The sequence below is a fragment of the Microbacterium sp. Ag1 genome (assembly GCF_001005635.1).
GTDB lineage: Bacteria > Actinomycetota > Actinomycetes > Actinomycetales > Microbacteriaceae > Microbacterium > Microbacterium oxydans.
Genome location: NZ_LBCR01000033.1, coordinates 268,243 through 289,437 on the forward strand (window position 1 = coordinate 268,243; position 21,195 = coordinate 289,437).

22 protein-coding genes are annotated in these 21,195 nt (G+C 67.1%); 1 reads left to right on the forward strand and 21 read right to left on the reverse strand.

Annotated elements, in window-relative coordinates; translation table 11 throughout:
• Nucleotides 1-50 precede the first annotated feature (50 nt).
• Entirely contained in the window at nucleotides 51-1,463 is a 1,413-nt protein-coding gene (locus AAY78_RS16200) for a dipeptidase (RefSeq protein ID WP_046749302.1), read from the reverse strand.
• A gap of 46 nt (nucleotides 1,464-1,509) precedes the next feature.
• Between AAY78_RS16200 and AAY78_RS16205 the strand changes: the two genes are divergently transcribed.
• Entirely contained in the window at nucleotides 1,510-2,082 is a 573-nt protein-coding gene (locus tag AAY78_RS16205; RefSeq protein WP_046749303.1) for a DUF3043 domain-containing protein, read from the forward strand.
• On the opposite strand, the gene AAY78_RS16210 is transcribed toward AAY78_RS16205, so the two are convergent.
• The 20 genes from AAY78_RS16210 to murC all read right to left on the reverse strand — a co-directional run bounded on the left by AAY78_RS16210 (nucleotide 2,057) and on the right by murC (nucleotide 21,180).
• Nucleotides 2,057-3,094, reverse strand: a complete 1,038-nt coding sequence (locus AAY78_RS16210) for a quinone-dependent dihydroorotate dehydrogenase (protein WP_046749304.1) — start codon at nucleotides 3,092-3,094, stop codon at nucleotides 2,057-2,059. The genes AAY78_RS16205 and AAY78_RS16210 overlap by 26 nt on opposite strands.
• Before the next feature lie 10 nt (nucleotides 3,095-3,104).
• A complete protein-coding gene (gene nrdR / locus AAY78_RS16215; protein ID WP_046749305.1) occupies nucleotides 3,105-3,575 on the reverse strand; it encodes a transcriptional regulator NrdR in 471 nt (156 codons plus the stop codon).
• 10 nt (nucleotides 3,576-3,585) lie between these two features.
• Complete coding sequence (gene hisD / locus AAY78_RS16220) at nucleotides 3,586-4,890, reverse strand: histidinol dehydrogenase (RefSeq protein ID WP_046749306.1); 1,305 nt, start codon at nucleotides 4,888-4,890, stop codon at nucleotides 3,586-3,588.
• Between the two features lie 2 nt (nucleotides 4,891-4,892).
• Nucleotides 4,893-6,122 carry a hypothetical protein gene (locus AAY78_RS16225; protein ID WP_046749307.1) on the reverse strand — a complete coding sequence of 410 codons (1,230 nt, stop codon included), beginning with the start codon at nucleotides 6,120-6,122 and terminating at the stop codon, nucleotides 4,893-4,895.
• A 72-nt stretch (nucleotides 6,123-6,194) separates the two neighbouring features.
• Nucleotides 6,195-9,713, reverse strand: coding sequence for a DNA polymerase III subunit alpha (gene dnaE, locus AAY78_RS16230; RefSeq protein ID WP_046749308.1), 3,519 nt, complete (start codon nucleotides 9,711-9,713; stop codon nucleotides 6,195-6,197).
• A 72-nt stretch (nucleotides 9,714-9,785) separates the two neighbouring features.
• Nucleotides 9,786-9,953 (reverse strand): hypothetical protein, encoded by a 168-nt coding sequence (locus AAY78_RS19775; protein ID WP_156172668.1) that lies wholly within the window; start codon nucleotides 9,951-9,953, stop codon nucleotides 9,786-9,788.
• 4 nt (nucleotides 9,954-9,957) lie between these two features.
• Nucleotides 9,958-10,821: a hypothetical protein gene (locus AAY78_RS16235; RefSeq protein ID WP_046749309.1), complete on the reverse strand. Its 864-nt coding sequence runs from the start codon at nucleotides 10,819-10,821 to the stop codon at nucleotides 9,958-9,960.
• Complete coding sequence (locus AAY78_RS16240; RefSeq protein ID WP_046749310.1) at nucleotides 10,796-11,209, reverse strand: RNA polymerase sigma factor; 414 nt, start codon at nucleotides 11,207-11,209, stop codon at nucleotides 10,796-10,798. The genes AAY78_RS16235 and AAY78_RS16240 overlap by 26 nt, the downstream gene beginning before the upstream one ends.
• 38 nt (nucleotides 11,210-11,247) lie before the next feature.
• The gene (locus tag AAY78_RS19780; protein ID WP_127012069.1) at nucleotides 11,248-11,964 is read right to left on the reverse strand and encodes a hypothetical protein; all 717 of its coding nucleotides are present in this window, start codon (nucleotides 11,962-11,964) and stop codon (nucleotides 11,248-11,250) included.
• Between the two features lie 397 nt (nucleotides 11,965-12,361).
• Nucleotides 12,362-12,952 (reverse strand): RNA polymerase sigma factor, encoded by a 591-nt coding sequence (locus tag AAY78_RS16250; RefSeq protein ID WP_046749312.1) that lies wholly within the window; start codon nucleotides 12,950-12,952, stop codon nucleotides 12,362-12,364.
• Nucleotides 12,953-12,983: 31 nt separating this feature from the next.
• Nucleotides 12,984-13,583, reverse strand: a complete 600-nt coding sequence (locus tag AAY78_RS16255; protein WP_046749313.1) for a GNAT family N-acetyltransferase — start codon at nucleotides 13,581-13,583, stop codon at nucleotides 12,984-12,986.
• Nucleotides 13,584-13,633: 50 nt separating this feature from the next.
• Nucleotides 13,634-14,554, reverse strand: coding sequence for an RluA family pseudouridine synthase (locus AAY78_RS16260; protein WP_046749314.1), 921 nt, complete (start codon nucleotides 14,552-14,554; stop codon nucleotides 13,634-13,636).
• A gap of 2 nt (nucleotides 14,555-14,556) precedes the next feature.
• Entirely contained in the window at nucleotides 14,557-15,231 is a 675-nt protein-coding gene (lspA, locus tag AAY78_RS16265) for a signal peptidase II (RefSeq protein WP_046749315.1), read from the reverse strand.
• Between the two features lie 9 nt (nucleotides 15,232-15,240).
• Complete coding sequence (locus tag AAY78_RS16270; RefSeq protein WP_046749316.1) at nucleotides 15,241-15,831, reverse strand: DivIVA domain-containing protein; 591 nt, start codon at nucleotides 15,829-15,831, stop codon at nucleotides 15,241-15,243.
• Between the two features lie 181 nt (nucleotides 15,832-16,012).
• The gene (locus AAY78_RS16275) at nucleotides 16,013-16,312 is read right to left on the reverse strand and encodes a YggT family protein (RefSeq protein WP_046749317.1); all 300 of its coding nucleotides are present in this window, start codon (nucleotides 16,310-16,312) and stop codon (nucleotides 16,013-16,015) included.
• A gap of 3 nt (nucleotides 16,313-16,315) precedes the next feature.
• Nucleotides 16,316-16,789 carry a cell division protein SepF gene (locus tag AAY78_RS16280; protein ID WP_046749318.1) on the reverse strand — a complete coding sequence of 158 codons (474 nt, stop codon included), beginning with the start codon at nucleotides 16,787-16,789 and terminating at the stop codon, nucleotides 16,316-16,318.
• A 43-nt stretch (nucleotides 16,790-16,832) separates the two neighbouring features.
• On the reverse strand, nucleotides 16,833-17,540 hold the full coding sequence (locus tag AAY78_RS16285; RefSeq protein WP_082108726.1) for a YggS family pyridoxal phosphate-dependent enzyme: 708 nt from the start codon (nucleotides 17,538-17,540) through the stop codon (nucleotides 16,833-16,835).
• Entirely contained in the window at nucleotides 17,537-18,679 is a 1,143-nt protein-coding gene (ftsZ, locus tag AAY78_RS16290; RefSeq protein WP_046749319.1) for a cell division protein FtsZ, read from the reverse strand. The genes AAY78_RS16285 and ftsZ overlap by 4 nt, the downstream gene beginning before the upstream one ends.
• Nucleotides 18,680-18,843: 164 nt before the next feature.
• On the reverse strand, nucleotides 18,844-19,776 hold the full coding sequence (locus tag AAY78_RS16295; RefSeq protein ID WP_046749320.1) for an FtsQ-type POTRA domain-containing protein: 933 nt from the start codon (nucleotides 19,774-19,776) through the stop codon (nucleotides 18,844-18,846).
• A 3-nt stretch (nucleotides 19,777-19,779) separates the two neighbouring features.
• Nucleotides 19,780-21,180: a UDP-N-acetylmuramate--L-alanine ligase gene (gene murC / locus AAY78_RS16300; protein ID WP_046749321.1), complete on the reverse strand. Its 1,401-nt coding sequence runs from the start codon at nucleotides 21,178-21,180 to the stop codon at nucleotides 19,780-19,782.
• Nucleotides 21,181-21,195: the final 15 nt, after the last annotated feature.

The window sequence follows — 21,195 nt, forward strand, 5'->3', positions numbered from 1 at the left end:
TGACGGGCCGCGGGTGCACGGCTTCTCGGACGATTCTACCGCCGCTGATCTCAGACGGCTCCGCGTTCTTCGTCATTCATGCGGGCGAGCAGCAACGCCTCGGTCGCGATCGCATGGCGGAAGGTGTCGAGATGCAGCGACTCGTTGGGGCTGTGTGCGCGCGAGTGCGGGTCCTCGACACCGGTGACCAGGATCTGCGCGTCGGGGAACTCCCGCACGAGGTCCGCGATGAACGGGATCGAGCCGCCCACTCCGAGGTCCACGGGAGGCACCCCGTAGCCGTCGCGCATGGCGTCGCGGGTGAGGGCGACAGCCCAGCCGCTGGTGTCGACGAGGAAGCCGTCACCGAGGTCGATGTCGGAGAAGGTGAGGTCTGCTCCGAACGGCGCGTGCGCGCGGAGATGACTCTCGAGAGCGTCGTAGGCCTCCCTGCCGGTCTGGCCCGGTGCCACCCGCGCGCTGATGACCACCGTCACCTCGGGGAGCAGGGTGTTGGAGGCCGCCGCCACACTGGTGGCATCGATCCCGATGACCGTCACCGAGGGCTTGTTCCAGATCCGGCTGAGGATGGTGCCGCCGCCGATCGGCGTGGTGCCGGGCAGCAGACCCGCCTCGTCTCGCAACGTCGCCTCGGTGTATTCAGGAGTGGGAGCGTCCCGCTCGGTCATGCCCTCGACCGCGACCGAACCGTCGGCGTTCCACAGTGTGGAGAGCAGTGTGACAGTCGCCATCATCGCATCGGGCACGGCGCCGCCGAACATGCCGGAGTGCGAAGCGTGGTCGAGGGTGCGCACACGCATCGTGAAGCGCGCATTGCCACGGAGCGAGACTGTGAGCCCCGGGGTCACGGAGTCCCAGTTACCGGAGTCCGCCACGACGATCGCGTCCGCGCGGAGAGCGTCCTTGTTGTCGGAGAGGAACTGCGCGAACGAGCGGGAGCCGTACTCCTCCTCCCCCTCGATGAACATCGCGATGCCGAGGTCGAGATCGTCGCCCAGCACCTCGCTGACCGCACGGATCGAGGCGATGTGCGACATGATGCCGGCCTTGTCGTCCGCCGCACCACGGCCGTAGAGACGCCCGTCACGCACCGTCGGCTCGAACGGCGGAGTCTCCCACAGGGCATCATCCCCCGGAGGCTGCACGTCGTGGTGGGCGTAGAGCAGGATCGTCGGCTTGCCGTTGCGTGCGGCACGCGTGGCGAGCACAGCCGGCTGTCCCTGCTCGTCTGTCCCGGGGATCGCGGCGCGGAGCACGCGCACCTCGTCGAACACACCGGTGCCGGATGCCAGCGCGGCGACAGCCTCTGCGCTGCGTTCCAGCTGCGTCTGATCGAACGCCGGCCAGGCCATGCCGGGGATGCGCACCAGGTGGCCGAGATCCGACAGCGCAGAGGGGATCCCGGTCGCCACCGCCTCGAGGACGGCGGCGTCGGACTCACGGGGAGGAACAGGAGAGGTCATGCGAGTAATCTTAAGGTGATCCCCCACCGGCGAACCGAGGAACTCCGTGTCCACTACCCCTACCTCCCCTTCCACGAACGACGACGCACCCGAGACGACCTCCGTCGGCAAGGGGCGCGCGACGCCGAGCCGTGCGGAGCAGGAGGCAGCTCGTCGCCGGCCCCTCGTCGCCAACACCAAAGAGGCGAAGGCGGCGGCCAAGGCGGAGCTCAATGAGCGCCGTGCCCGCGCGCAGGCAGGCATGGCCGCCGGTGAGGAGAAGTACCTCCCGGTTCGCGACAAGGGCCCGCAGCGCCGCTGGGTCCGCGACTACGTGGACGCGGGGTGGCACCCGGCCGAGTTCGTGATGGGTGTGATGGTGCTGGTCATCCTCGCCTCGCTGGTGCCGGCGAACACGGCCATCTCCTTCTACGCCTACATCGTGATGATGGGCTACCTCGTGATCGCGATCGGCGGCATGATCCTGCTCGGCATGCGGGTCAAGCGCAAGGCGGCGGCGAAGTTCGGCAAGGACCGGCTCGAGCGCGGCCTCGGCTGGTACGCCGCGATGCGCGCGCTGCAGATGCGCTTCATGCGTCTGCCGAAGCCGCAGGTCAAGCGCGGCCAGTACCCCGCCTGAGCAGTCCCCTGTTGATCTCGCGACCCCAGAACGGGCCGCGGTAGAGGAACGCCGTATAGCCCTGCACGAGCGTCGCACCTGCGTCGATGCGCCCCTGCACGTCCGAAGCGGTCTCCACTCCCCCGACCGCGATGACGCAGAAATCTGCGGGAACGGCGTCGCGCACGACGCGCAGCACTTCGAGGGACCGCTTCTTCAGCGGCGCCCCGGAGAGCCCACCCGCTCCCGCGGCCTCGACGGTCGCCGCATCCGTACGCAGCCCGTCTCGACTGATCGTCGTGTTGTGGGCGATGATCCCCGCCAGCCCCTCGGCGACGGCCAACTGAGCGATCGCCGTGATCTCATCATCCGGGAGGTCAGGCGCGATCTTCACGAGAAGTGGCGTGCTGCCGGAGGCTTCCCTGACCGCGCGAAGAAGCGGCGCGAGCGTCTCGACAGCCTGCAGGCCGCGCAGCCCCGGCGTGTTCGGTGACGACACGTTGACGGCCAGATAGTCGGCGAGCGGAGCGAGGCGCGTCGCCGAAGCCACATAGTCGGCGGTCGCGTCTTCGACGTCGACGACACGGCTCTTGCCGATGTTGACGCCGATGATCGTGTCGGGCGCGCCACGCCGCAGGCGCGCGAGTCGACGAGCGGCGGCATCCGCTCCCGCGTTGTTGAAGCCCATCCGATTGATCACGGCCCGGTCTTCGACGAGACGGAACAGCCGCGGCTTGGGGTTTCCCTCCTGAGGGATCGCCGTCACGGTGCCCACTTCCACGTGCCCGAACCCCAGCGCGGCGAGTCCCCGCACGCCCACCGCGTTCTTGTCGAACCCCGCAGCGACACCGAACGGCGAGGGGAACGTGAGACCGAGGGCTTCGACCTGAAGCGACGGATCCGGTCGAGTGAGAGCCCGCGTGGCCCAGGAGAACGGAGGCGCCCCGAGCACACGGATCACCGCCATGCCGGCGTGGTGGGCGAACTCGGGGTCGAAGCGCGACAGGACAGCGCGAAAGAGCAGCGGATACATCCCTGCCAGATTACCGCTCCGCGGACTCCCGCTTCGTGTGGTCGGCGCGCAGGTCGGTGATAGCGGACTCGAAGTCCTCGAGCGAATCGAACGCCTGATAGACGCTGGCGAACCGCAGGAACGCGACCTCGTCAAGCTCGCGCAACGGTCCCAGGATGGCCAGACCGATCTCGTTCGTGTCGAGCTGCGAGACGCCGGTCTGCCGCACGGCCTCTTCCACGCGTTGAGCGAGCACCGCGAGGTCCCCCTCGGTGACCGGACGTCCCTGGCACGCCTTGCGCACGCCCGTGATGACCTTCTCCCGACTGAACGGCTCCATCACCCCGGAACGCTTGATGACGTTGAGGCTCGCCGTCTCCGTCGTGGTGAACCTGCCACCGCACTCCGGGCACTGTCGACGACGCCTGATCGAGAGTCCGTCGTCGCTGGTGCGTGAATCGATGACGCGGGAATCGGGGTGTCGACAGAAGGGGCAGTGCATCTGACCGATCCTACGCGGTGAAACGCGCCTCGATCGCTTCGCCGTGGGCAGGAAGCACCTCGGTTTCGGCCAGGGCGACGACTCCAGCCCGCACAGCCGCCAGGGCAGCTCTGTCGTAGGAGATCACCTGCTGCGGGCGAAGGAAGGTGTACGAGCCGAGACCCGGGGCATAGCGCGCCTGCCCTCCAGTCGGCAGGACGTGATTGCTGCCTGCCATGTAGTCCCCGAGGCTGACGGGGGTCTGGTCGCCGACGAACACGGCCCCGGCGCTGGTGAAGGCTGCAGCAGCCTGCTCGGCGTCGACCAGGTGGAGTTCGAGGTGCTCCGGCGCGTAGGCGTTGCTGAAGGCGGTGGCCATGTCGCGATCCTCGACGAGGACGATCGCGGACTGCGGCCCCAACAGCGCGGCCGCGACACGTTCGCTGTGGCGTGTGCCGGCGGCGATGCGCTCCACTTCGGCGGCTACCTTCTCGGCCAGATCCGCCGCATCAGTCACCAGCACCGCCGATGCCTGCTCGTCGTGCTCCGCCTGGCTGACGAGGTCTGCGGCGATGAGCCGAGGATCCGCGTGGGCGTCGGCGACGACGAGGATCTCCGTGGCCCCGGCTTCCGAGTCCGTTCCGACGACGCCGGCGACGGCGCGCTTGGCGGAAGCGACGTAGTTGTTCCCTGGACCCGAGACGACGTCGACAGGGTCGAGGTCGAGCGACGGCACTCCGTGGGCCAGCGCGCCGATCGCGCCGGCGCCACCCATCGCGTACACCTCGGTCACACCCAGCAACGCGGCCGCCGCGAGGATCGTCGGGTGGATTCGTCCGCCCTGGTCCGACTGCGGCGGCGATGCCAGGGCGATCTCCTGGACACCGGCGACCTGTGCCGGCACGACGTTCATGATCACGCTCGACGGATACACGGCTTTGCCGCCGGGGATGTAGACCCCCACGCGGTGCACCGGCTGCCAGCGCTGCGTGATGACGGCCCCTTCCCCGATGCGCGTCACCTGCGTCGCGGGAACCTGGGCTGCCGACGCGAGGCGCACGCGACGGATCGCCTCCTCAAGCGCACTCCGCACCTCCGGCGCGAGCTCTTCCAACGCCGTGATGAGGTGATCGGCGGGCACGCGCACTGCGTGTTCCGTGACTCCGTCGAATCGTTCGGCCTGCTCCCGAAGAGCCGCCTCACCGCGCTCGCGCACGTCGTCGACGATGCGCGCTGCGGTGTCCAGCGCTTCGGCTCTGGCCTGCGTTGCCCTGGGGACGGCGGCGAGCATGCCCGCGGGCGAGAGCTCGCGCCCTCGCAGATCGATCGTGCGCATTGTCAACCCTTCGTGATGTCGGAGATGTCGTGGAGGTAGCCGATCCGTCCGTCGTCATGTCGGACGACGAACGCACCCCCACGGTCCTCGATCACGAGAGCCCACGCGCTCGGGCCGATGCGGAAGAGCGGCTCTCCACGCTCGTCGTGGACGTCGCGCTCGGACGGCGCGAGGATCCAGAACGGCTGGGCTGCGGGCGCCGTCGCTCGGGGATTCGTCGCCTCGAGGTCGGCGTCCGTGACGCCCTCCAGGATCAGCGGCTCCGGCTCTTCCTCGGGCGTGCTCGTCTTATACGTCGCCGCTGTCTCGAGCAGCGACTCGATGCTCCCGGTATCCGAGACGATCTCCGGCTCCTGGTTGCGGGAGCGACGTGAGTACGAGGGAACGTAGTCCTCGGCGGACTCCCCCGGCGTGGTGCCGATCCCTCCACCGGACGCGTGTGCCGTGAGCGGCACCTGCTCGGCGAGGTCGAAGCGAGCGATCTCGTCCGTGGCCTGGTGGCCCGACAGCTCGACATCGCGGTCGATGACGAGAGGAAGAGCCGAGCTGTCGACGATGACGTCGGTCTGCGTCTCGGACTCCTCAGACACCTCGAGCTCGTCGGAGGTCGCAGGTACGCGCGACGGCTCTTCGACCGTGTCGGTGATCGCGGGCTCGGGACGCGGTCGCGCGATCACGGGACGAACGGGGTTCGCATTGCGGTGTGCGAGCGTCACGAGACGCCCGTGGAAGTCTTCCTTGAGACCCGGGATGATCGGGGCGAACACCGTGAGGATGACGAGCGCCACAGAGGTGATGGCCAGGGCGACTCCGTTCCACGGAAGGGTCCAGACGCCACCGGAGACGAGCGCGGAGATCGCGAGCCACAGGCTGCCGATCCAGACCACGGCGGACACGGAGAACGCGACAGAGGCGAACTGATCGATGCCGAGTGAGCCGACCCGGCGGATGCCGTCGGGCGAGAATCGGCGGAGCACCAGAAGGAACACGGCGACGGTGGGCAGCGCGATCGGAAGCACCCACTGGATTCCGACGCCCCAGAGCGAGAGGTCGCCGATGAGCGGGAAGAACGAGAACACGAACGAAAGCAGCCACACGCCCACGATCAGCAGCTCGCGCAGCGTGAACCCGAGGATTCCGAACTCCGGCGTGACCTCTTCGTCGTAGAGGACACCGTCGTCGTCGCTGAAGACCTCGTCCTCAGGATCCGTTTCGGGGAGATCCGTGCTCATGCGTGGTCCTTTCGTCACGGGGCTCGACGGGTGGTTTCGTCGTGCTGCCGACGGCTCACGATCCTACCCCGCTCACCCCAGACAGGTGGGCCCGAGCAGCGACTTGAGGTCACCGAACAGATCCGCGGACACCTTGACGGGCATCGGCACCTCGAAGACCTTCGCCGTGCCGCCCCGGTGCACGCGGAGCACCACCTCGGTGTCTCCGTTGTGGCGCCGGAGCACCTCCGCGAGTTCCATCATCACCCGCTCGGTCGCCCGCTGCTCGGCGAGGACGAGTGCCAGCGGACCGGCGGCGTCGAAAGAGCCTACGTCGGGAGCGAACGCCGACTGCGCGTGCAGGTTGAGCCCGTCGTCGCGCCTGGACACGCGCCCGCGCACGGCGAGGATCGCGTCCTGCTGCAGCGTGTGCTGGAACTCGGTGTAGGTCTTTCCCATGAACATCACGGTGACCTCACCGTTGAAGTCCTCTACGGTGATCATGCCGTACGGGTTTCCGCTCGCCTTGGCCACGCGGTGCTGCACGCTGGTCACGAGTCCGGCCACCGTCACCTGGTCGCCGTCCTGCAGGTCTTCGGAGTTGTTCAGATCGTTGATCGAGATCGACGCATGCTTCGCGAGCGGTACCTCGAGTCCGGCGAGAGGGTGGTCCGACACGTAGAGCCCGAGCATCTCCCGCTCGAACGCGAGCTTGTCCTTCTTGACCCACTCGGGTCTGGCCGGGACCTTCGCCGGCGCGACCTCTTCGGTCCCGTCGTACAGGCTGTCGAAGTCGAAGCCGATCGCCCCCTGGGCCTCGTTGCGCTTGCGGTCGACCGCCGCCTCGACCGCGTCTTCGTGCACCTCGTACAGCGCGCGACGGGTGTCTCCCATGGAGTCGAACGCGCCCGCCTTGATCAGGGACTCGACGGTGCGCTTGTTCGAGACGTGCAGAGGAACCTTCTCGAGGAAGTGATGGAACGAAGTGAAGCGCTCGTCCTTGCGGGCCTTGACGATGCCCTCGACGACGTTGCTGCCGACGTTGCGCACGGCTCCGAGGCCGAAGCGGATGTCGTCGCCCACGGCGGCGAAGAAGTTGATCGATTCGGAGACGTCGGGCGGGAGCACCTTGATACCCATCCGACGACACTCGTTCAGGTACAGCGCCATCTTGTCCTTGGAGTCGCCGACGCTGGTGAGCAGCGCCGCCATGTACTCGGCGGGATAGTGCGCCTTGAGGTATGCGGTCCAGTACGACACCAGGCCGTACGCGGCGGAGTGCGCTTTGTTGAAGGCATAGTCCGAGAAGGGCAGCAAGATGTCCCACAGGGCCTTGATCGCCGCCTCGCCGAAGCCGCGTTCCTTCATACCGCCGGCGAAACCCTCGTACTGCTTGTCCAGCTCGGACTTCTTCTTCTTGCCCATGGCACGACGGAGGATGTCTGCCTGTCCGAGGCTGAAGCCGGCGACCGCCTGAGCGATGGCCATGACCTGCTCCTGGTAGATGATGAGCCCGTAGGACTCCTGCAGGATCTCGGCGAGAGGCGCTTCCAGTTCGGGATGGATCGGAGTGATCTCCTGCAGGCCGTTCTTGCGCAGGGCGTAGTTCGTGTGCGAGTTGGCGCCCATGGGCCCCGGACGATACAGGGCGATGAGTGCCGAGATGTCGCCGAAGTTGTCGGGCTTCATCAGCCGCATCAAGGAACGCAGGGGCGGACTGTCGAGCTGGAACACACCGAGGGTGTCTCCGCGGGCGAGCAGCTGGTACACGCCGGGGTCGTCGAGGCCGAGGTGCTCGAGGTCGAGTTCCTCACCTCGGTTGGTGCGGATGTTGTCGAGCGCGTCGGAGATGATCGTGAGGTTGCGGAGCCCCAGGAAGTCCATCTTGATCAGACCGAGCGACTCGCACGACGGGTAGTCGAACTGCGTGACGATCTGGCCGTCCTGCTCACGGCGCATGATCGGGATGATGTCGAGCAACGGGTCGGACGACATGATCACACCGGCGGCGTGCACGCCCCACTGACGCTTCAGGCCCTCGAGACCCAGCGCACGGTCGAAGACGGTCTTCGCCTCCGGATCGGTCTCGATCAGGGTGCGGAACTCGCTCGCCTCCTTGTACCGCGGGTGCGCCGAGTCGAACATGCCGTCGAGGGGCATGTCCTTGCCCATCACGGGCGGCGGCATCGCCTTGGTGAGACGCTCCCCCATGCTGAACGGGAACCCGAGCACGCGCCCGGCGTCCTTCAGCGCCTGCTTGGACTTGATGGTGCCGTACGTGACGATCTGCGCGACGCGCTCGCAGCCGTACTTCTCGGTCACGTAGTCGATGACCTCGCCACGGCGCCGGTCATCGAAGTCGACGTCGAAGTCGGGCATCGATACACGGTCGGGGTTGAGGAATCGCTCGAAGATCAGTCCGTGCTCGAGCGGATCGAGGTCGGTGATCCTCATCGCGTACGCGACCATCGATCCGGCACCGGAGCCACGGCCGGGACCGACCCGGATGCCGTTGTCCTTCGCCCAGTTGATGAAGTCGGCGACGACCAGGAAGTACCCGGGGAACCCCATCTGCAGGATGATGCCGGTCTCGTACTCAGCCTGCTTGCGCACCTTGTCGGGGATGCCACCCGGGTAGCGGTAGTGGAGCCCCGCCTCGACCTCTTTGATGAGCCAGCTGTCCTCGGTCTCGCCGTCCGGCACCGGGAATCGCGGCATGTAGTTCGCGGAGGTGTTGAACTCCACCTCGCACCGCTCGGCGATCAGCAGCGTGTTGTCGCATGCTTCCGGGTGGTCTCGGAAGAGCTGCCGCATCTCGGCCGCTGTCTTGATGTAGTAGCCGTCGCCGTCGAACTTGAACCGGTTGGGGTCGTCCATCGTCGACCCCGACTGCACGCAGAGGAGAGCCTCGTGTGCGTCGGCCTCGTGCTGGTGCGTGTAGTGCGAGTCGTTGGTGGCGACCAGGGGGATGTTCAGGTCCTTCGACAGCCGGAGCAGGTCGGTCATGACGCGCCGCTCGATCGACAGGCCGTGGTCCATGATCTCGGCGAAGTAGTTCTCCTTGCCGAAGATGTCCTGGAACTCGGCCGCCGCCGCGCGCGCCGCGTCGTACTGTCCCAGTCGCAGACGTGTCTGGATCTCCCCCGAAGGGCAGCCTGTCGTGGCGATGAGTCCCTTGCCGTAGGTCTGGAGCAGCTCGCGGTCCATACGCGGCTTGAAGTAGTACCCCTCCATGCTCGATCTCGAGCTGATGCGGAAGAGGTTGTGCATGCCCTCGGTGCTCTGGCTCCACATCGTCATGTGGGTGTACGCGCCGGAACCCGAGACGTCATCGCTCTTCTGGTCGGGCGAGCCCCACTGCACGCGAGTCTTGTCGCTGCGGTGGGTACCGGGGGTCATGTACGCCTCGAGCCCGATGATGGGCTTGATGCCGGCGTTTCGTGCGGCGTTGTAGAACTCGAAGGCCGCGAAGGTGTTGCCGTGATCGGTGACGGCGATCGCGGGCATGCCGTATTCGGCAGCCGCCTGGGTCATCGCATTGATCTTCGCCGCACCGTCGAGCATCGAGTATTCGCTGTGCACGTGCAGGTGGACGAAAGAGTCGGATGCCATGCCTTCGAGTCTACGGCGGAGCCCCGACACCGGAGGTCGGTGGCGGGGCCCGGAAGGTGGCACGCCGAGCGGCTACGGGGCAGAGTCGACGATCGACACGGAATACGTCATCCGGATGTCGGGCACGGTCGGGGGGACCATGTCCCCCTGACCTGTGTCAATTCGATCCGACCGCAGCGTGTACTCGGTGGCCCACCCCGTCGCCGTGTTGATCGAGACCGTGTCGGTCCGGTGATCCATGTGCTCATACCTGATCCGGTACGTCTCCACGCCGTTCGCCGACGAGGAATCCACGCCGGTGAGCTGAAGCGCCTGGAGTAGGGATTGCCGCTTGTTCAGGCGTCTGCTCGTACTCGCGCATGTATGTGCGAGCGAAATAGAGAAGCGCCTGCGGATCGCGCGGGAATGCGGCAGCCCACTCCGCGGACCCTCTGCGCGGGTACCCGTCACCCTCGAATCCGCCGCGGCTGTCCCATTCACGCGCCCCCTGTCCGGGAGGCATGAGTGTGTCCCATGCGGCGACACCGTCAGAACTCGGATTCGCCGGGAAGTACGCGACGCGTTCGTCTACACCGAATCGGCCGGACCACTCGGACGCACGGTCAGCTGGCATGTATACCTCGCTCTCCTCACGGAGCATGAGTGCCGCGACCGGCTGGACCCCGCTCAGGCCCGACTCCGCCCAGGCCGAGTAGATCGACTGGTCGTCGCGGTAGACGATCGATTCCGTGGTGTTCACGATCCTGAGGTACTGCCCCGCCTGCAGTGCGGTACCGGGGAACGGCTCTGTGACCGTCGTACCCGAGGTGGTGCTGGGCTGCGGAACAGGCGTTGATTGCGGCGTCGGTCGCAGGGTTTCCCTGGGCACCGCCTCGACCTGCGGGCTCGGCGCCGTCAACTGGCTGACGGCCACGACACCCGCCGTCGCCGCGGCCAACCCTGTTACGGCTCCGGCGATCACGAACACCGGGCGGCGGGTGATCCGCTTCCTTTCCGCGCTCACGCCGGCATCGATGCCGTCGAGAAGTCGCGCTCTTGCAGCGGTGATCCGCTCCTCGCTCAGACCAGTGCCCCGGTTGACCTCACGCACTCGCTCGAAAACGTCCATCGACCTCTCCTTCCTGCTCATTCACGACACGGCGACGGCCACTCGGCCGCGCGGGGTCCAGCCGTGTGCGGATCCGATTCATACGTGAACGGACCGTCCCCACCGGGACGCCGAGGGCTATCGCGATCTCCTCATAGGTGAGATCCCCCCATGCATACAGGAGCAACGTCTCGCGATCCTTCGCGGAGAGCGACGCGATCATCGGCGCGAGCTCACGCGTGGAGATCTCCGCGACGAGGAAGGTCTCACTGAGGATGTCTTCGCCTGCATCGGGTCCAAGACGGCGGGCGGCGTAGCCTCCCACCGTCTCGGCATGCCGATCGAACAGTTCGGCGAACGCCCGGGGCTGCCCGAGCGACCGCTGAATGATCTCGCTGTCTGTGCTCACACTATGTATTGCCCTAGAAGGCGAAGACGGTTCGAAACTCACCAGGGCAGCGCGTCCACGATGCTCATCTCGTACCTGACCCGGGTGTCGGGGACATCGCTCGGCATGATCCCCAGCCCGACATCACTGGTCTCCGTGGTCTCGGTGACGAGCCCTGTCCCCACCTCGATCGTCACCGTGTACCTCGTCAGGGAGGTCCCATCGCCCTCGGGCGTTGCAAGCTGTGAGTCGAAGGTGATCGTTCGCTGACCTTCCTGCTCCGGCCCGACGGTCGACCCGGGCAGAAGGCTGAGTGCACGGTACATGGCCGCCCGCATCTCGGGGTCGCCCACGTTGAAGGACAGCAGCCCGATGAGCATCCAGCCGACCTTGCCGTCTTCCCAGCCCTCGCGGTCAGGTCCCTGATAGTCACGGATCCACGCGAGCATCGCGTGCGGGTCGCGCGGCATGGTGTCGAAGTACCAGAGCATGTTCTCGGCAGCGCTCTCAGGGAGCCACGGCACCTCGGGGGACAACCGCTGACCTTGTCCGGAGTACTGCAGGAACCTATCCGAGTACGTCCGCGCCAGCTCCTCGTCGCCGAAGATCCTCGTCACCTGGTACGGACCGGTCTCCCGATACCACTGAGAGCGAAGATCTGCAGGGCTGTAATCGGCCCCGCTTCGTTCGATAACCCAGCCGCTCGTCGCCGTTGCTCGCGTTCCGAGGTCCCCCGGTGAGAATCCCTGATCGGCAAGCGTCCGGTCGAAAGTCACCAGGTGCTCCTCCGTCCAACCATGCCGCAGGTACTGTCCGGGTCCCAGAGCAGGCGGAGCAAACTCGGCTGCCGCGTTCGCAGCGCCCTGAAGGATTTCCGGCGCCGTAGCCGGTGTCAGCGTCGGGGCCGGACTCGGCACGTCCGTCACACGTGGTTCAGCTGTAGGCACCGCCTCCACGATCCGAGAGGGTGCGGTGCCGCTGTTCACGACGAGCACGCCCACCGTAATCGCCGCCGCAGCCCCGAGAGCCCCTGCGGCGATGAACCAGGGTCGCCGAGCTGAGCGCGGCCCCGCGGGGCGCCGTTCCTCTCGGATCTCCGTCAGAAGGACGGCCCGCGCCGCGGCGAGATTCTCCTCCTCGCCCTCGATCTCGGGCCTGGTCTGCTCGACCTTCTCAAAGACGTCCAAGGGACTCTCCCTTCTGCTGCAGTTGCTCGAATGCCTGGATCCTCCGGGTGGAGTCCAGCCGTCCGCGAACCCGGTTCAAACGCGACCGCACGGTTCCGACGGGAACGCCGAGTGCCGCCGCGACCTCGTCGTAGCTCATCCCCTGCCAGGCGTACAGCAGCAGGGTCTCGCGGTCCTTCGGCGCGAGGGCCGCTATACGCGCTCTCAAGGTCTCGACCTCGCGCTCGGCGTCGACCCGCGACATCGCGTCGTCCAGACCTCCGAGCGACGAATGATCCTGCTGAGAGACGGACGCTGCGAAAGACCTCCAGTGTTTCGCTTCCACCGCACGATGGCGGCGGATCAAGCGCGAAGCTATGCCGAGGAGCCACGGCGCCGCCGACTCGACGTCTGTGTCGAAATCCGCTCGGCGGCGGAATGCGACGAGGAATGTCTCGCTCAGGACGTCTTCCGCCGCGTGCCGGCCGATGCGATACGTGGCGAAGGCGTTGACGGCGCGCGCGTGTCTGTCGAAGAGCTCGGCGAACACCGCCGGATGCTGAAGAGATCGCTGGATGATCTCGCTGTCTGTGGTCACGCTATGTATTGGCCGTGCGCCGCAGAGCGGTTCACGGTTTCTTCGACGACGTCGACGATGCTCCGAGTTCGAGCCGCATCAGGACTCGGGGGAACCCGTCCAGCACGGACCGGGTGTCGGCGGCCCTCTCGAAACCCGCGCTCTCGAACAGCGACCGAGTGCCGACGTATGCCATCGTCAGGTCCACCTTCTCGTCGCCGTTGTCGACGGGGTACCCCTCGATCGCCGGGGCTCCGCGCTCCCTCGCATAGGCGACTGCGCCCTCGACGAGCGCATGCGTGATCCCCTGCTTCCGGTACCCAGGGCGAACCCGGAAGCACCATAGCGACCAGACGTCGAGGTCGTCGACGTGCGGGATCAGCCGGTTTCGGGCGAAGCTCGTCTCACGACGCGGCTGGAGGGCCGCCCATCCGACCGGTTCCCCGTCCAGGTACGCGATCACTCCGGGAGGAGGATCTTGATGGCAGAGTTCACGCACGCGATCGGCACGAGCCTGACCCCTCAGCCCAGCGTTCTCCTTGCTTCCGATGCGATAGCTCAGGCAGAAGCACACGTTCGACGTCGGCTTCCTCGGCCCGACGAGTGTGGCGACGTCGTCGAAATCGGTCGCGGGACGAACCTCGATGGTCATGCGCCCAGTGTCGCGCACCTCACGGACACACGTCCGGCGAGACACGGGGATCATTCCCCGCGCAGCACATCCAGAGCGTGCTCGAAATCCGCGGGATAGGGAGACTCGAACTGTACCCAGTCACCCGTCGTCGGGTGCGCGAAGGCGAGCTGATGCGCATGCAGCCACTGGCGGGTGAGCCCCAGCCGCGCCGACAGCGTCGGGTCGGCGCCGTACAGGGGGTCGCCGACGCACGGGTGCCGGTGCGCAGCCATGTGCACGCGGATCTGATGCGTGCGGCCGGTCTCGAGGTGGATCTCGAGCAGCGATGCGCCGGGAAAAGCCTCGAGGGTCTCGTAGTGCGTGACGGACGGCTTCCCATCCGGGACGACGGCGAACTTCCAGGAGTGATTGGGGTGGCGCCCGATCGGAGCGTCGATCGTGCCGGCGAGCGGGTCCGGGTGCCCTTGGACGACGGCGTGATAGATCTTCTCGACCGTGCGGTCCTTGAACGCCTGCTTCAGCACCGTGTAGGCGTGCTCCGACTTCGCGACGACCATCAGGCCGCTCGTGCCCACGTCCAGCCGGTGCACCACGCCCTGGCGCTCCGGCGCTCCGCTGGTCGAGACACGGAAGCCCGCCGCGGCGAGGGCACCGACGACGGTGGGCCCCTCCCAGCCGAGGGAAGGATGAGCGGCGACGCCCGTCGGCTTGTCGACGACGACGATGTCGTCATCGTCGTAGACGATGCCGAGCTCCGGCACCGCGATCGGGACGATCTTCGGCGCCTCCTTCGGCTGCCATTCGATGTCGAGCCAGCCGCCTCCTCGCAAGCGATCGGACTTGTCGAGCGTGACGCCGTCGAGACGCACTCCCCCGGCGGCGGCGACGTCAGCAGCGAAGGTGCGGGAGAAACCCATCAGCTTCGCCAGGGCCGCATCGACACGCGAGCCGTCGAGACCGTCGGGTACAGGCAGTGACCGCGACTCCACGGTCAACGTCCCTCCGCTGCGGGTGCCGCGCCCTCCGAAGGCGTGTCGTCATCGACCTTTCGCACGGGCGCCGCGTCGGCTGCGTCGACCATGTCGTCATCGGTGTCGGTCGCCTCGACCGCCGCTGCGGCCTCGGCCTCGGCCTCGGTCTGCACGAGCTGGTGATCGCGTTCCCGCGTCCCGTCGAAGCGCAGGCCGACCACGACGAGCAGCGCCACGGAGATCATCCCCGTCACGATGAAGACGTCCGCGACGTTGAAGATCGCCGGCATCATCCACGGCATCGAGATCATGTCGACGACATGTCCCACAGGGAAGCCGGGCTCGCGGAAAAGACGGTCGCTGAGATTGCCGAGCACTCCGCCGAGGAGGCAACCGAGGACGACAGCCCACAGCCGGGACTTGAGCCCGAATGCCTTCCAGACGATCACGCCTGCCACGACCGCGAGGGCGATGGTGAAGATCCACGTGACTTCGGACCCGAGCGAGAAAGCAGCTCCGGGATTGCGCACGTAATACAGCTGAAGGAACTCGCCGAGCACGGGGACCGGCTCCTGATAGGGCAGGTTCTCGATGGTGAGGTACTTCACAAACTGATCGGCGGCCAGCACGAGCGCCGCGAGAATCGCAACGATCGCGCCGGCCGCCGACCGAGGAAGGGGACGGCGTCCTGACAAGAGGGCGCCTTACAGACCGATCGCGGAGACGGGGGTCGAGTCCGTGGAGGTCGACTTCTCGTCAAGCTCGCGGAGCTGGCCCTCGATGTAGCCGCGCAGCTGCGAGCGGTAGTCGCGCTCGAAGTTGCGGAGCTCGGTGATCCGAGCCTCGAGCGTGTTGCGCTCGCGCTCGAGGCGTGCGGTCTCTTCGCGCTGCTTGGCCTCGGCCTCGGTGCGGATGCGAGCGACCTCGGTCTCAGCCTCGGAGATGAGCTGGTTGCGCTTGGCCTCACCCTCGGCCACGTGCTCGTCGTGCAGACGCTGTGCGAGCTCGATGATGCCGGCGGTGGCGGTCGCGGATCCGGTCGGAGCCGGCTCTGCCGGAGCCTCGGCGACAGGAGCGGCGGCGGGGGCCTCGACAGCGGGAGCGGCGGCCTCAGGGGCAGCACCGGACTCGTACGCGGCCAGCTTGGCCTTCAGCTCGACGTTCTCCTCGAGAGCCTTGCGCCACTCGATGACGATCTCGTCGAGGAAGTCGTCCACCTCGTCCGGGTCGAAGCCGTCCTTGAAGCGGACGTGCTGGAACTGCTTGGTGACGACGTCATCCGGGGTAAGTGCCATGGGTGGCTCCTCTTTCGATGAGTTCGATTGCCAGTATCGATGTATGGCGTGGTCGTGATGTGGCGCGAACCCGGGGCGCGCACCTGGGTGCCAGCATAGCCCCCGCGCATCGGTGCCGCGATGTCACGACACTCAGAGAGCGGGAACTCACCGCAGCCGCAACACGGGACACGCCGGTGATTCAGCGGACGAACAGTCGGACGATGTTCATCAGAATCAGGACGATCAGCAGTGTGAGTGCAAACCCGAAGTCGAGCGACAGCGAGCCGATCCGCAGCGGCGGGATGATCCGTCGGAAGAACCGGATGGGGGGATCGGTGAGCGTGTAGACCGCTTCGGCGGCGACGAGGCCGAAGCCCTTGGGCCTCCATTCCCGATTGAACATCGGGATGTAGTCCAGGATCAGCCGCGCGAAGAGCACGATGACGTACAGGAGGAGCACCAGATGAACGATACTCGCGAGGACCGAGACCAGCTGCACGGGCTACGACTGGTCGAAGCTCGCAGACTCAGCGTCTGCGTGTGCGATGCCCCCGTGACCCGAGACCGCGATGTTCTCCGGCGACAGCAGGAACACCTTCGAGGTCACGCGCTCGATCCGGCCGTAGAGGCCGAGCGAGAGCCCACTCGCGAAGTCGATGAGGCGACGCGCATCGGCATCGCTCATCTGCGAGAGGTTGATGATGACCGGGACACCCTCGCGGAAGCTCTCCGCGATCAACTGGGCGTCACGGTACTGCTTCGGGTGGACGGTGAGGATCTCGTTCACGGCTCCTGCAGACGGCTGGCGGACGGCGACGGGGCGGCGAAGCGGCGTGACGGGGGCCGGTGCCGGCTCCTCGCGGTCACGATCGCGTTCGCGGTGAGCGCGGGCGGGCGCCTGCGCTTCTTCTTCGTAGACCTCTTCCTCGTCGGCGAGGCCGAGATACACCATGGTCTTCTTCAGTGGGTTACCCATCGTGTCCTCCGGTTCGAACGTGTCGGGCTGGTCTGTTCACAGGTTAACCCCGGTCAGGCCGGGGGCCGGTGATTGCGGAACCGATCCGCAGGTGTGTCGCGCCGGCGGCGATCGCCTCGACGAAGTCCCCCGTCATCCCGGCAGAGATCCACGATGCCGAAGGGTCGATCGCACGGACGCTCTCCGCGATGCCGTGCAATCGTGCGAAGGCGGAGGCAGGCTCCTCGTCGAGCGGCGCCACCGCCATCACGCCGCGCAGGCGCAACGACGGCAGCGAGAGGACGTGCTCCGCGAGAGCGACCGCCTGCGCCGGCACCGCTCCCCCGCGGCCGGGATCGTCGGTGAGGTTGATCTGCACCAGCACATCGAGCTGATCGTCATCATCGGCCGCGCGGTGCAGGGCGTCGGCGAAGCGGTCGCGATCGACCGAATGCACGACTGACGCGCTCCGTCGGATCGCACTCGCCTTGTTGGTCTGGCCCTGGCCGATGAAATGCCACCGCAGATCCAGCTCGGTGAGCTCGCTCTCCTTCGCCGACAGCTCCTGCTGACGGTTCTCGCCGACGTCGCGCACTCCGAGCTCGTGCAGATCACGCACCAGCGACGCCGGATGGAACTTCGTCACCACGATCCTGGTGATCTCGTCGTGATTGCGTCCCACGGCTTGCGCGGCTGCGGCGATCCTGTCATCGATCGCCGACAGCCGCGCAGCCAGAGGCGCGAGCCCAGGGCCGTCGACCGGAGAGGTCACTTCAGGAATTCAGGGATGTCGATGTCGTCGTCCGCGAAAGCCGGCTCGATGCTGGTGGTCGGAACGCGCTGCTGGATCGGCTCGGGCTTGACCGGCTCAGGCTTGTTGTCCGTCTCCTCGTCGAGCGCCACCTCGGGCAGCGGAGTCGTCGAGGGCCGGGAGACGACCATCGGGTCCAGCCGCAGCGAGGGCTCACCGCCGTCGAAGCCTGCTGCGATCACGGTCACGCGCACCTCGTCGCCGAGCGTGTCGTCGATGACGGTACCGAAGATGATGTTTGCCTCGGGGTGAGCGGCTTCCTTGACGAGGTCTGCCGCGTCATGGATCTCGAAGATACCGAGGTTGGAACCACCCTGGATCGACAGCAGAACGCCGTGCGCACCCTCGATGCTCGCTTCGAGGAGCGGGGACTCCACAGCCAGCTCTGCGGCCTTGATCGCGCGATCTGCACCGCGAGCGGAGCCGATGCCCATGAGCGCGGAGCCTGCTCCCTGCATCACGGACTTGACGTCGGCGAAGTCGAGGTTGATGAGACCGGGGGTCGTGATGAGATCCGTGATGCCCTGCACACCGGCGAGGAGTACCTGGTCGGCCGTGGCGAACGCCTCGATCATCGAGATACCGCGGTCGCTGATCTCGAGGAGACGGTCGTTCGGCACCACGATGAGGGTGTCGACCTCTTCCTTGAGCTTGGAGACGCCGGCCTCAGCCTGGCTCTGGCGACGGCGACCCTCGAAGGAGAACGGCTTGGTCACGACACCGATGGTGAGGGCGCCGATGGACTTCGCGATGCGCGCCACGACGGGCGCCCCGCCGGTTCCGGTACCGCCACCCTCTCCCGCCGTCACGAAGACCATGTCGGCCCCGGTCAGCGCCTGCTCGATCTCCTCGGCGTGGTCCTCGGCGGCACGACGCCCCACCTCGGGATCGGCACCTGCACCGAGACCGCGAGTGAGTTCACGACCGACGTCGAGCTTGACGTCGGCGTCGCTCATGAGCAGCGCCTGCGCATCGGTGTTCACGGCGATGAACTCGACTCCGCGGAGGCCGAGATCGATCATGCGGTTCACGGCGTTGACGCCGCCACCGCCGACGCCGACGACCTTGATCACGGCGAGGTAGTTCTGGTTCTGGCTCATGGCCGGCCTCCGATTATTCGAGCCTGGAAGTGGGTGAACCTTAAACCTCAACTAGAGGTGTAAAGTATTTCCCGGTATTGCGTTCTCTTTGATCGAAGGTAAGCGCCGCCCGGCCGTGCACGCGCGAAGACACGGGCGTGTCGCCTCATTCCCGACGAAAGCGCTCAGCCGACGACGGCGACTTCGGGAGACGTCACGTCGATCGAGCCCGCCGCCGGATTCGCCGCCATCGTCTTCGAGAGCACGACGGCCTTCAGCGCCGACTCCTCCGCACTCCCCCAGACCACCGTCAGCCCGCCGTTGAGGGTGAGGGTCACGTCGTCCGCCGTCGTCGCGCGGACACCGGTCAGAGCGGCGCGGACGTCCGCGGGAAGGGTGCGCACGACGAGGCCAGCGCTCCGGAACGCCGCCGATTCGACACCCCCGACGACGTCGAGCACCGGCTGCCCTGCCGGCTGATCGGAGGTGGTCGAAAGGACCACGCCGGCGGCGTCCACCAGTGTGTAACCGGCGTCGGAGCGGAGCACGCCGACGGGAGTGCGCTCGACTATCCGCACGGTGAGGTCATGCGGCGGGCGCGCTTCGAGGGCGTATGTCTCGATGAGAGGGAAGCCCAGCAACGCGGCCTTCACCTTGCTGGAGTCGACCAGTGCGAGTGGAGTGCCGAGCTGATCCCCCAGTGCCGCCTCGATCGCGGCGGGATCGAGACTCGTGGCACCTTCGACGGTGATCTTCTGCACGGCGAACAGCGGACTGTACGCTGCGGCGACGCTGCCCCCGACCAGCAGCAGTGCGGCGCCGATGCTGCTCAACCAGACGATCCTCCGCCGCCGCGACCTCTGCGTGAACCGCCGGATCTCCGCACGAAGAGCCTTCCGACGCGCACGTGCCGCGCGCCAGACATCCATCGTCGACGTCTGCTGCGGGTCGCCGACCGAGGTGCTGTCCGGCTCCTCGCCGGGTGCCGGGTCAGGAGTCGACGGAGTGTCCTGACCGGCTCCGGGATCGCGTCGCCGCCGACGGGACCTCTCCTCCGGCGCGGCGTCCTTCTCGTCCGGAGACTCCGGGCTGGTCGGAAGCGGTGCGGGCCGGCGCATCGGCTACTCCTCGTCGGTCCGGCGCAGAGAGTCCAGGACCTGCGGGATGATCTGGTAGACGTTGCCGCACCCGAGCGTGACGACGAAGTCGCCGTCTCGCGCGACCGAGGCGGTGTAGTCGGCGGCCTGCTGCCAGTCTGCGACATAGTGGACGCGCGACGGGTCACGGAAGGCACCGCTGACGAGCTCGCCCGTGACACCGGGCACGGGGTCTTCCCTGGCCCCGTAGACGTCGAGCATCACGGTGTGGTCGGCGAACTGCTCCAGGACGTCGGCGAACTCCTGGTACATGTGCTGCGTGCGCGAGTAGGTGTGAGGCTGCTGGATCGCGATGATCCGACCGGACCCGGCGATGCTGCGCATGGCTTCGAGCGCTGCTCGCACCTCCGTGGGGTGGTGCGAGTAGTCGTCGTACACGGTGACCCCACGCTCGACGCCGTGCTGCTCGAGGCGACGCACCGTACCGGCGAAGCCCTCCACCGCACGAACGGCGTCGCCGAGCGGATAGCCGAGGGCGCGGAGAACGGCGACGGCGCCGGCCGCATTGATCGCGTTGTGGATGCCGGGGACGGCGAGCTGCATCCGGGCATGCTCGTCGCCGTGCGTCAGCGTGGCGGCGACCGGTCCCGCAGCCACGATGTCGGTGACGCGCACATCCGCGCCGTCTGCCTGCCCGAAGGTGAGCACGTTCGGGTGCGACAGGCCCGCACCGACGCGCAGTGCGCCGGCGTCGTCGCTCGAAATCACCACGGCCTCGGTCGCGGCGTCCGCGAACTGCACGAACGCCTGATGGAAGGCTTCGTCGGAGCCGTAGTGGTCGAGGTGGTCGGGGTCGACGTTCGTGATGAGCGCCACAGCCGTGTCGTACAGGAGGAAGGTGCCATCGGACTCGTCTGCCTCGATGACGAAGAGGTCGCCGCTCCCGGTGGCGCTGGACACGCCGAGCTGCTCGATCACGCCGCCGTTGACGAAGTGCGGGTCGACGTCGAGGTCGCGCAACGCCGTGACGATCATGCCCGTCGAGGTGGTCTTGCCGTGCGCACCCGCCACCGAGACGAGGCGCCGCGTGCCGATCAGCCAGTGCAGAGCCTGGGACCGGTGGATGACGTGGAGGCCCCGCTCCTTGGCGGTGACGAACTCGGGATTCTCCGGCCAGATGGCGCCGGTGTGCACGACCGTGTCGGCATCACCGAGGTGGGCGGCATCATGACCGACGTGGACCGTCGCCCCCGCGGCGGCCAGCGCCCGCAGGTTGTCGCTGTCTGCGCGGTCGCTGCCGGACACGCGGATGCCCGCGTCGAGGAACATCTTGGCGAGTCCGCTCATCCCGGATCCACCGATGCCGATGAAGTGCGCGGAGGTGATCGTCTCGGGAATGGGGAGGGAGAGGTCGGGTCTGATCATGTCCGCTTCAGTCTA

Bases quoted from the DNA above. Each gene is read 5' to 3' on its own strand.
- AAY78_RS16200 (WP_046749302.1), bottom strand. From the start codon at position 1,463: ATGACCTCTCCTGTTCCTCCCCGTGAGTCCGACGCCGCCGTCCTCGAG.
- AAY78_RS16210 (WP_046749304.1), bottom strand. From the start codon at position 3,094: ATGTATCCGCTGCTCTTTCGCGCTGTCCTGTCGCGCTTCGACCCCGAG.
- nrdR (WP_046749305.1), bottom strand. From the start codon at position 3,575: ATGCACTGCCCCTTCTGTCGACACCCCGATTCCCGCGTCATCGATTCA.
- hisD (WP_046749306.1), bottom strand. From the start codon at position 4,890: ATGCGCACGATCGATCTGCGAGGGCGCGAGCTCTCGCCCGCGGGCATG.
- AAY78_RS16225 (WP_046749307.1), bottom strand. From the start codon at position 6,122: ATGAGCACGGATCTCCCCGAAACGGATCCTGAGGACGAGGTCTTCAGC.
- dnaE (WP_046749308.1), bottom strand. From the start codon at position 9,713: ATGGCATCCGACTCTTTCGTCCACCTGCACGTGCACAGCGAATACTCG.
- AAY78_RS19775 (WP_156172668.1), bottom strand. From the start codon at position 9,953: ATGGATCACCGGACCGACACGGTCTCGATCAACACGGCGACGGGGTGG.
- AAY78_RS16235 (WP_046749309.1), bottom strand. From the start codon at position 10,821: ATGGACGTTTTCGAGCGAGTGCGTGAGGTCAACCGGGGCACTGGTCTG.
- AAY78_RS16255 (WP_046749313.1), bottom strand. From the start codon at position 13,583: ATGACCATCGAGGTTCGTCCCGCGACCGATTTCGACGACGTCGCCACA.
- AAY78_RS16270 (WP_046749316.1), bottom strand. From the start codon at position 15,831: ATGGCACTTACCCCGGATGACGTCGTCACCAAGCAGTTCCAGCACGTC.
- AAY78_RS16280 (WP_046749318.1), bottom strand. From the start codon at position 16,789: ATGGGTAACCCACTGAAGAAGACCATGGTGTATCTCGGCCTCGCCGAC.
- ftsZ (WP_046749319.1), bottom strand. From the start codon at position 18,679: ATGAGCCAGAACCAGAACTACCTCGCCGTGATCAAGGTCGTCGGCGTC.
- AAY78_RS16295 (WP_046749320.1), bottom strand. From the start codon at position 19,776: ATGCGCCGGCCCGCACCGCTTCCGACCAGCCCGGAGTCTCCGGACGAG.
- murC (WP_046749321.1), bottom strand. From the start codon at position 21,180: ATGATCAGACCCGACCTCTCCCTCCCCATTCCCGAGACGATCACCTCC.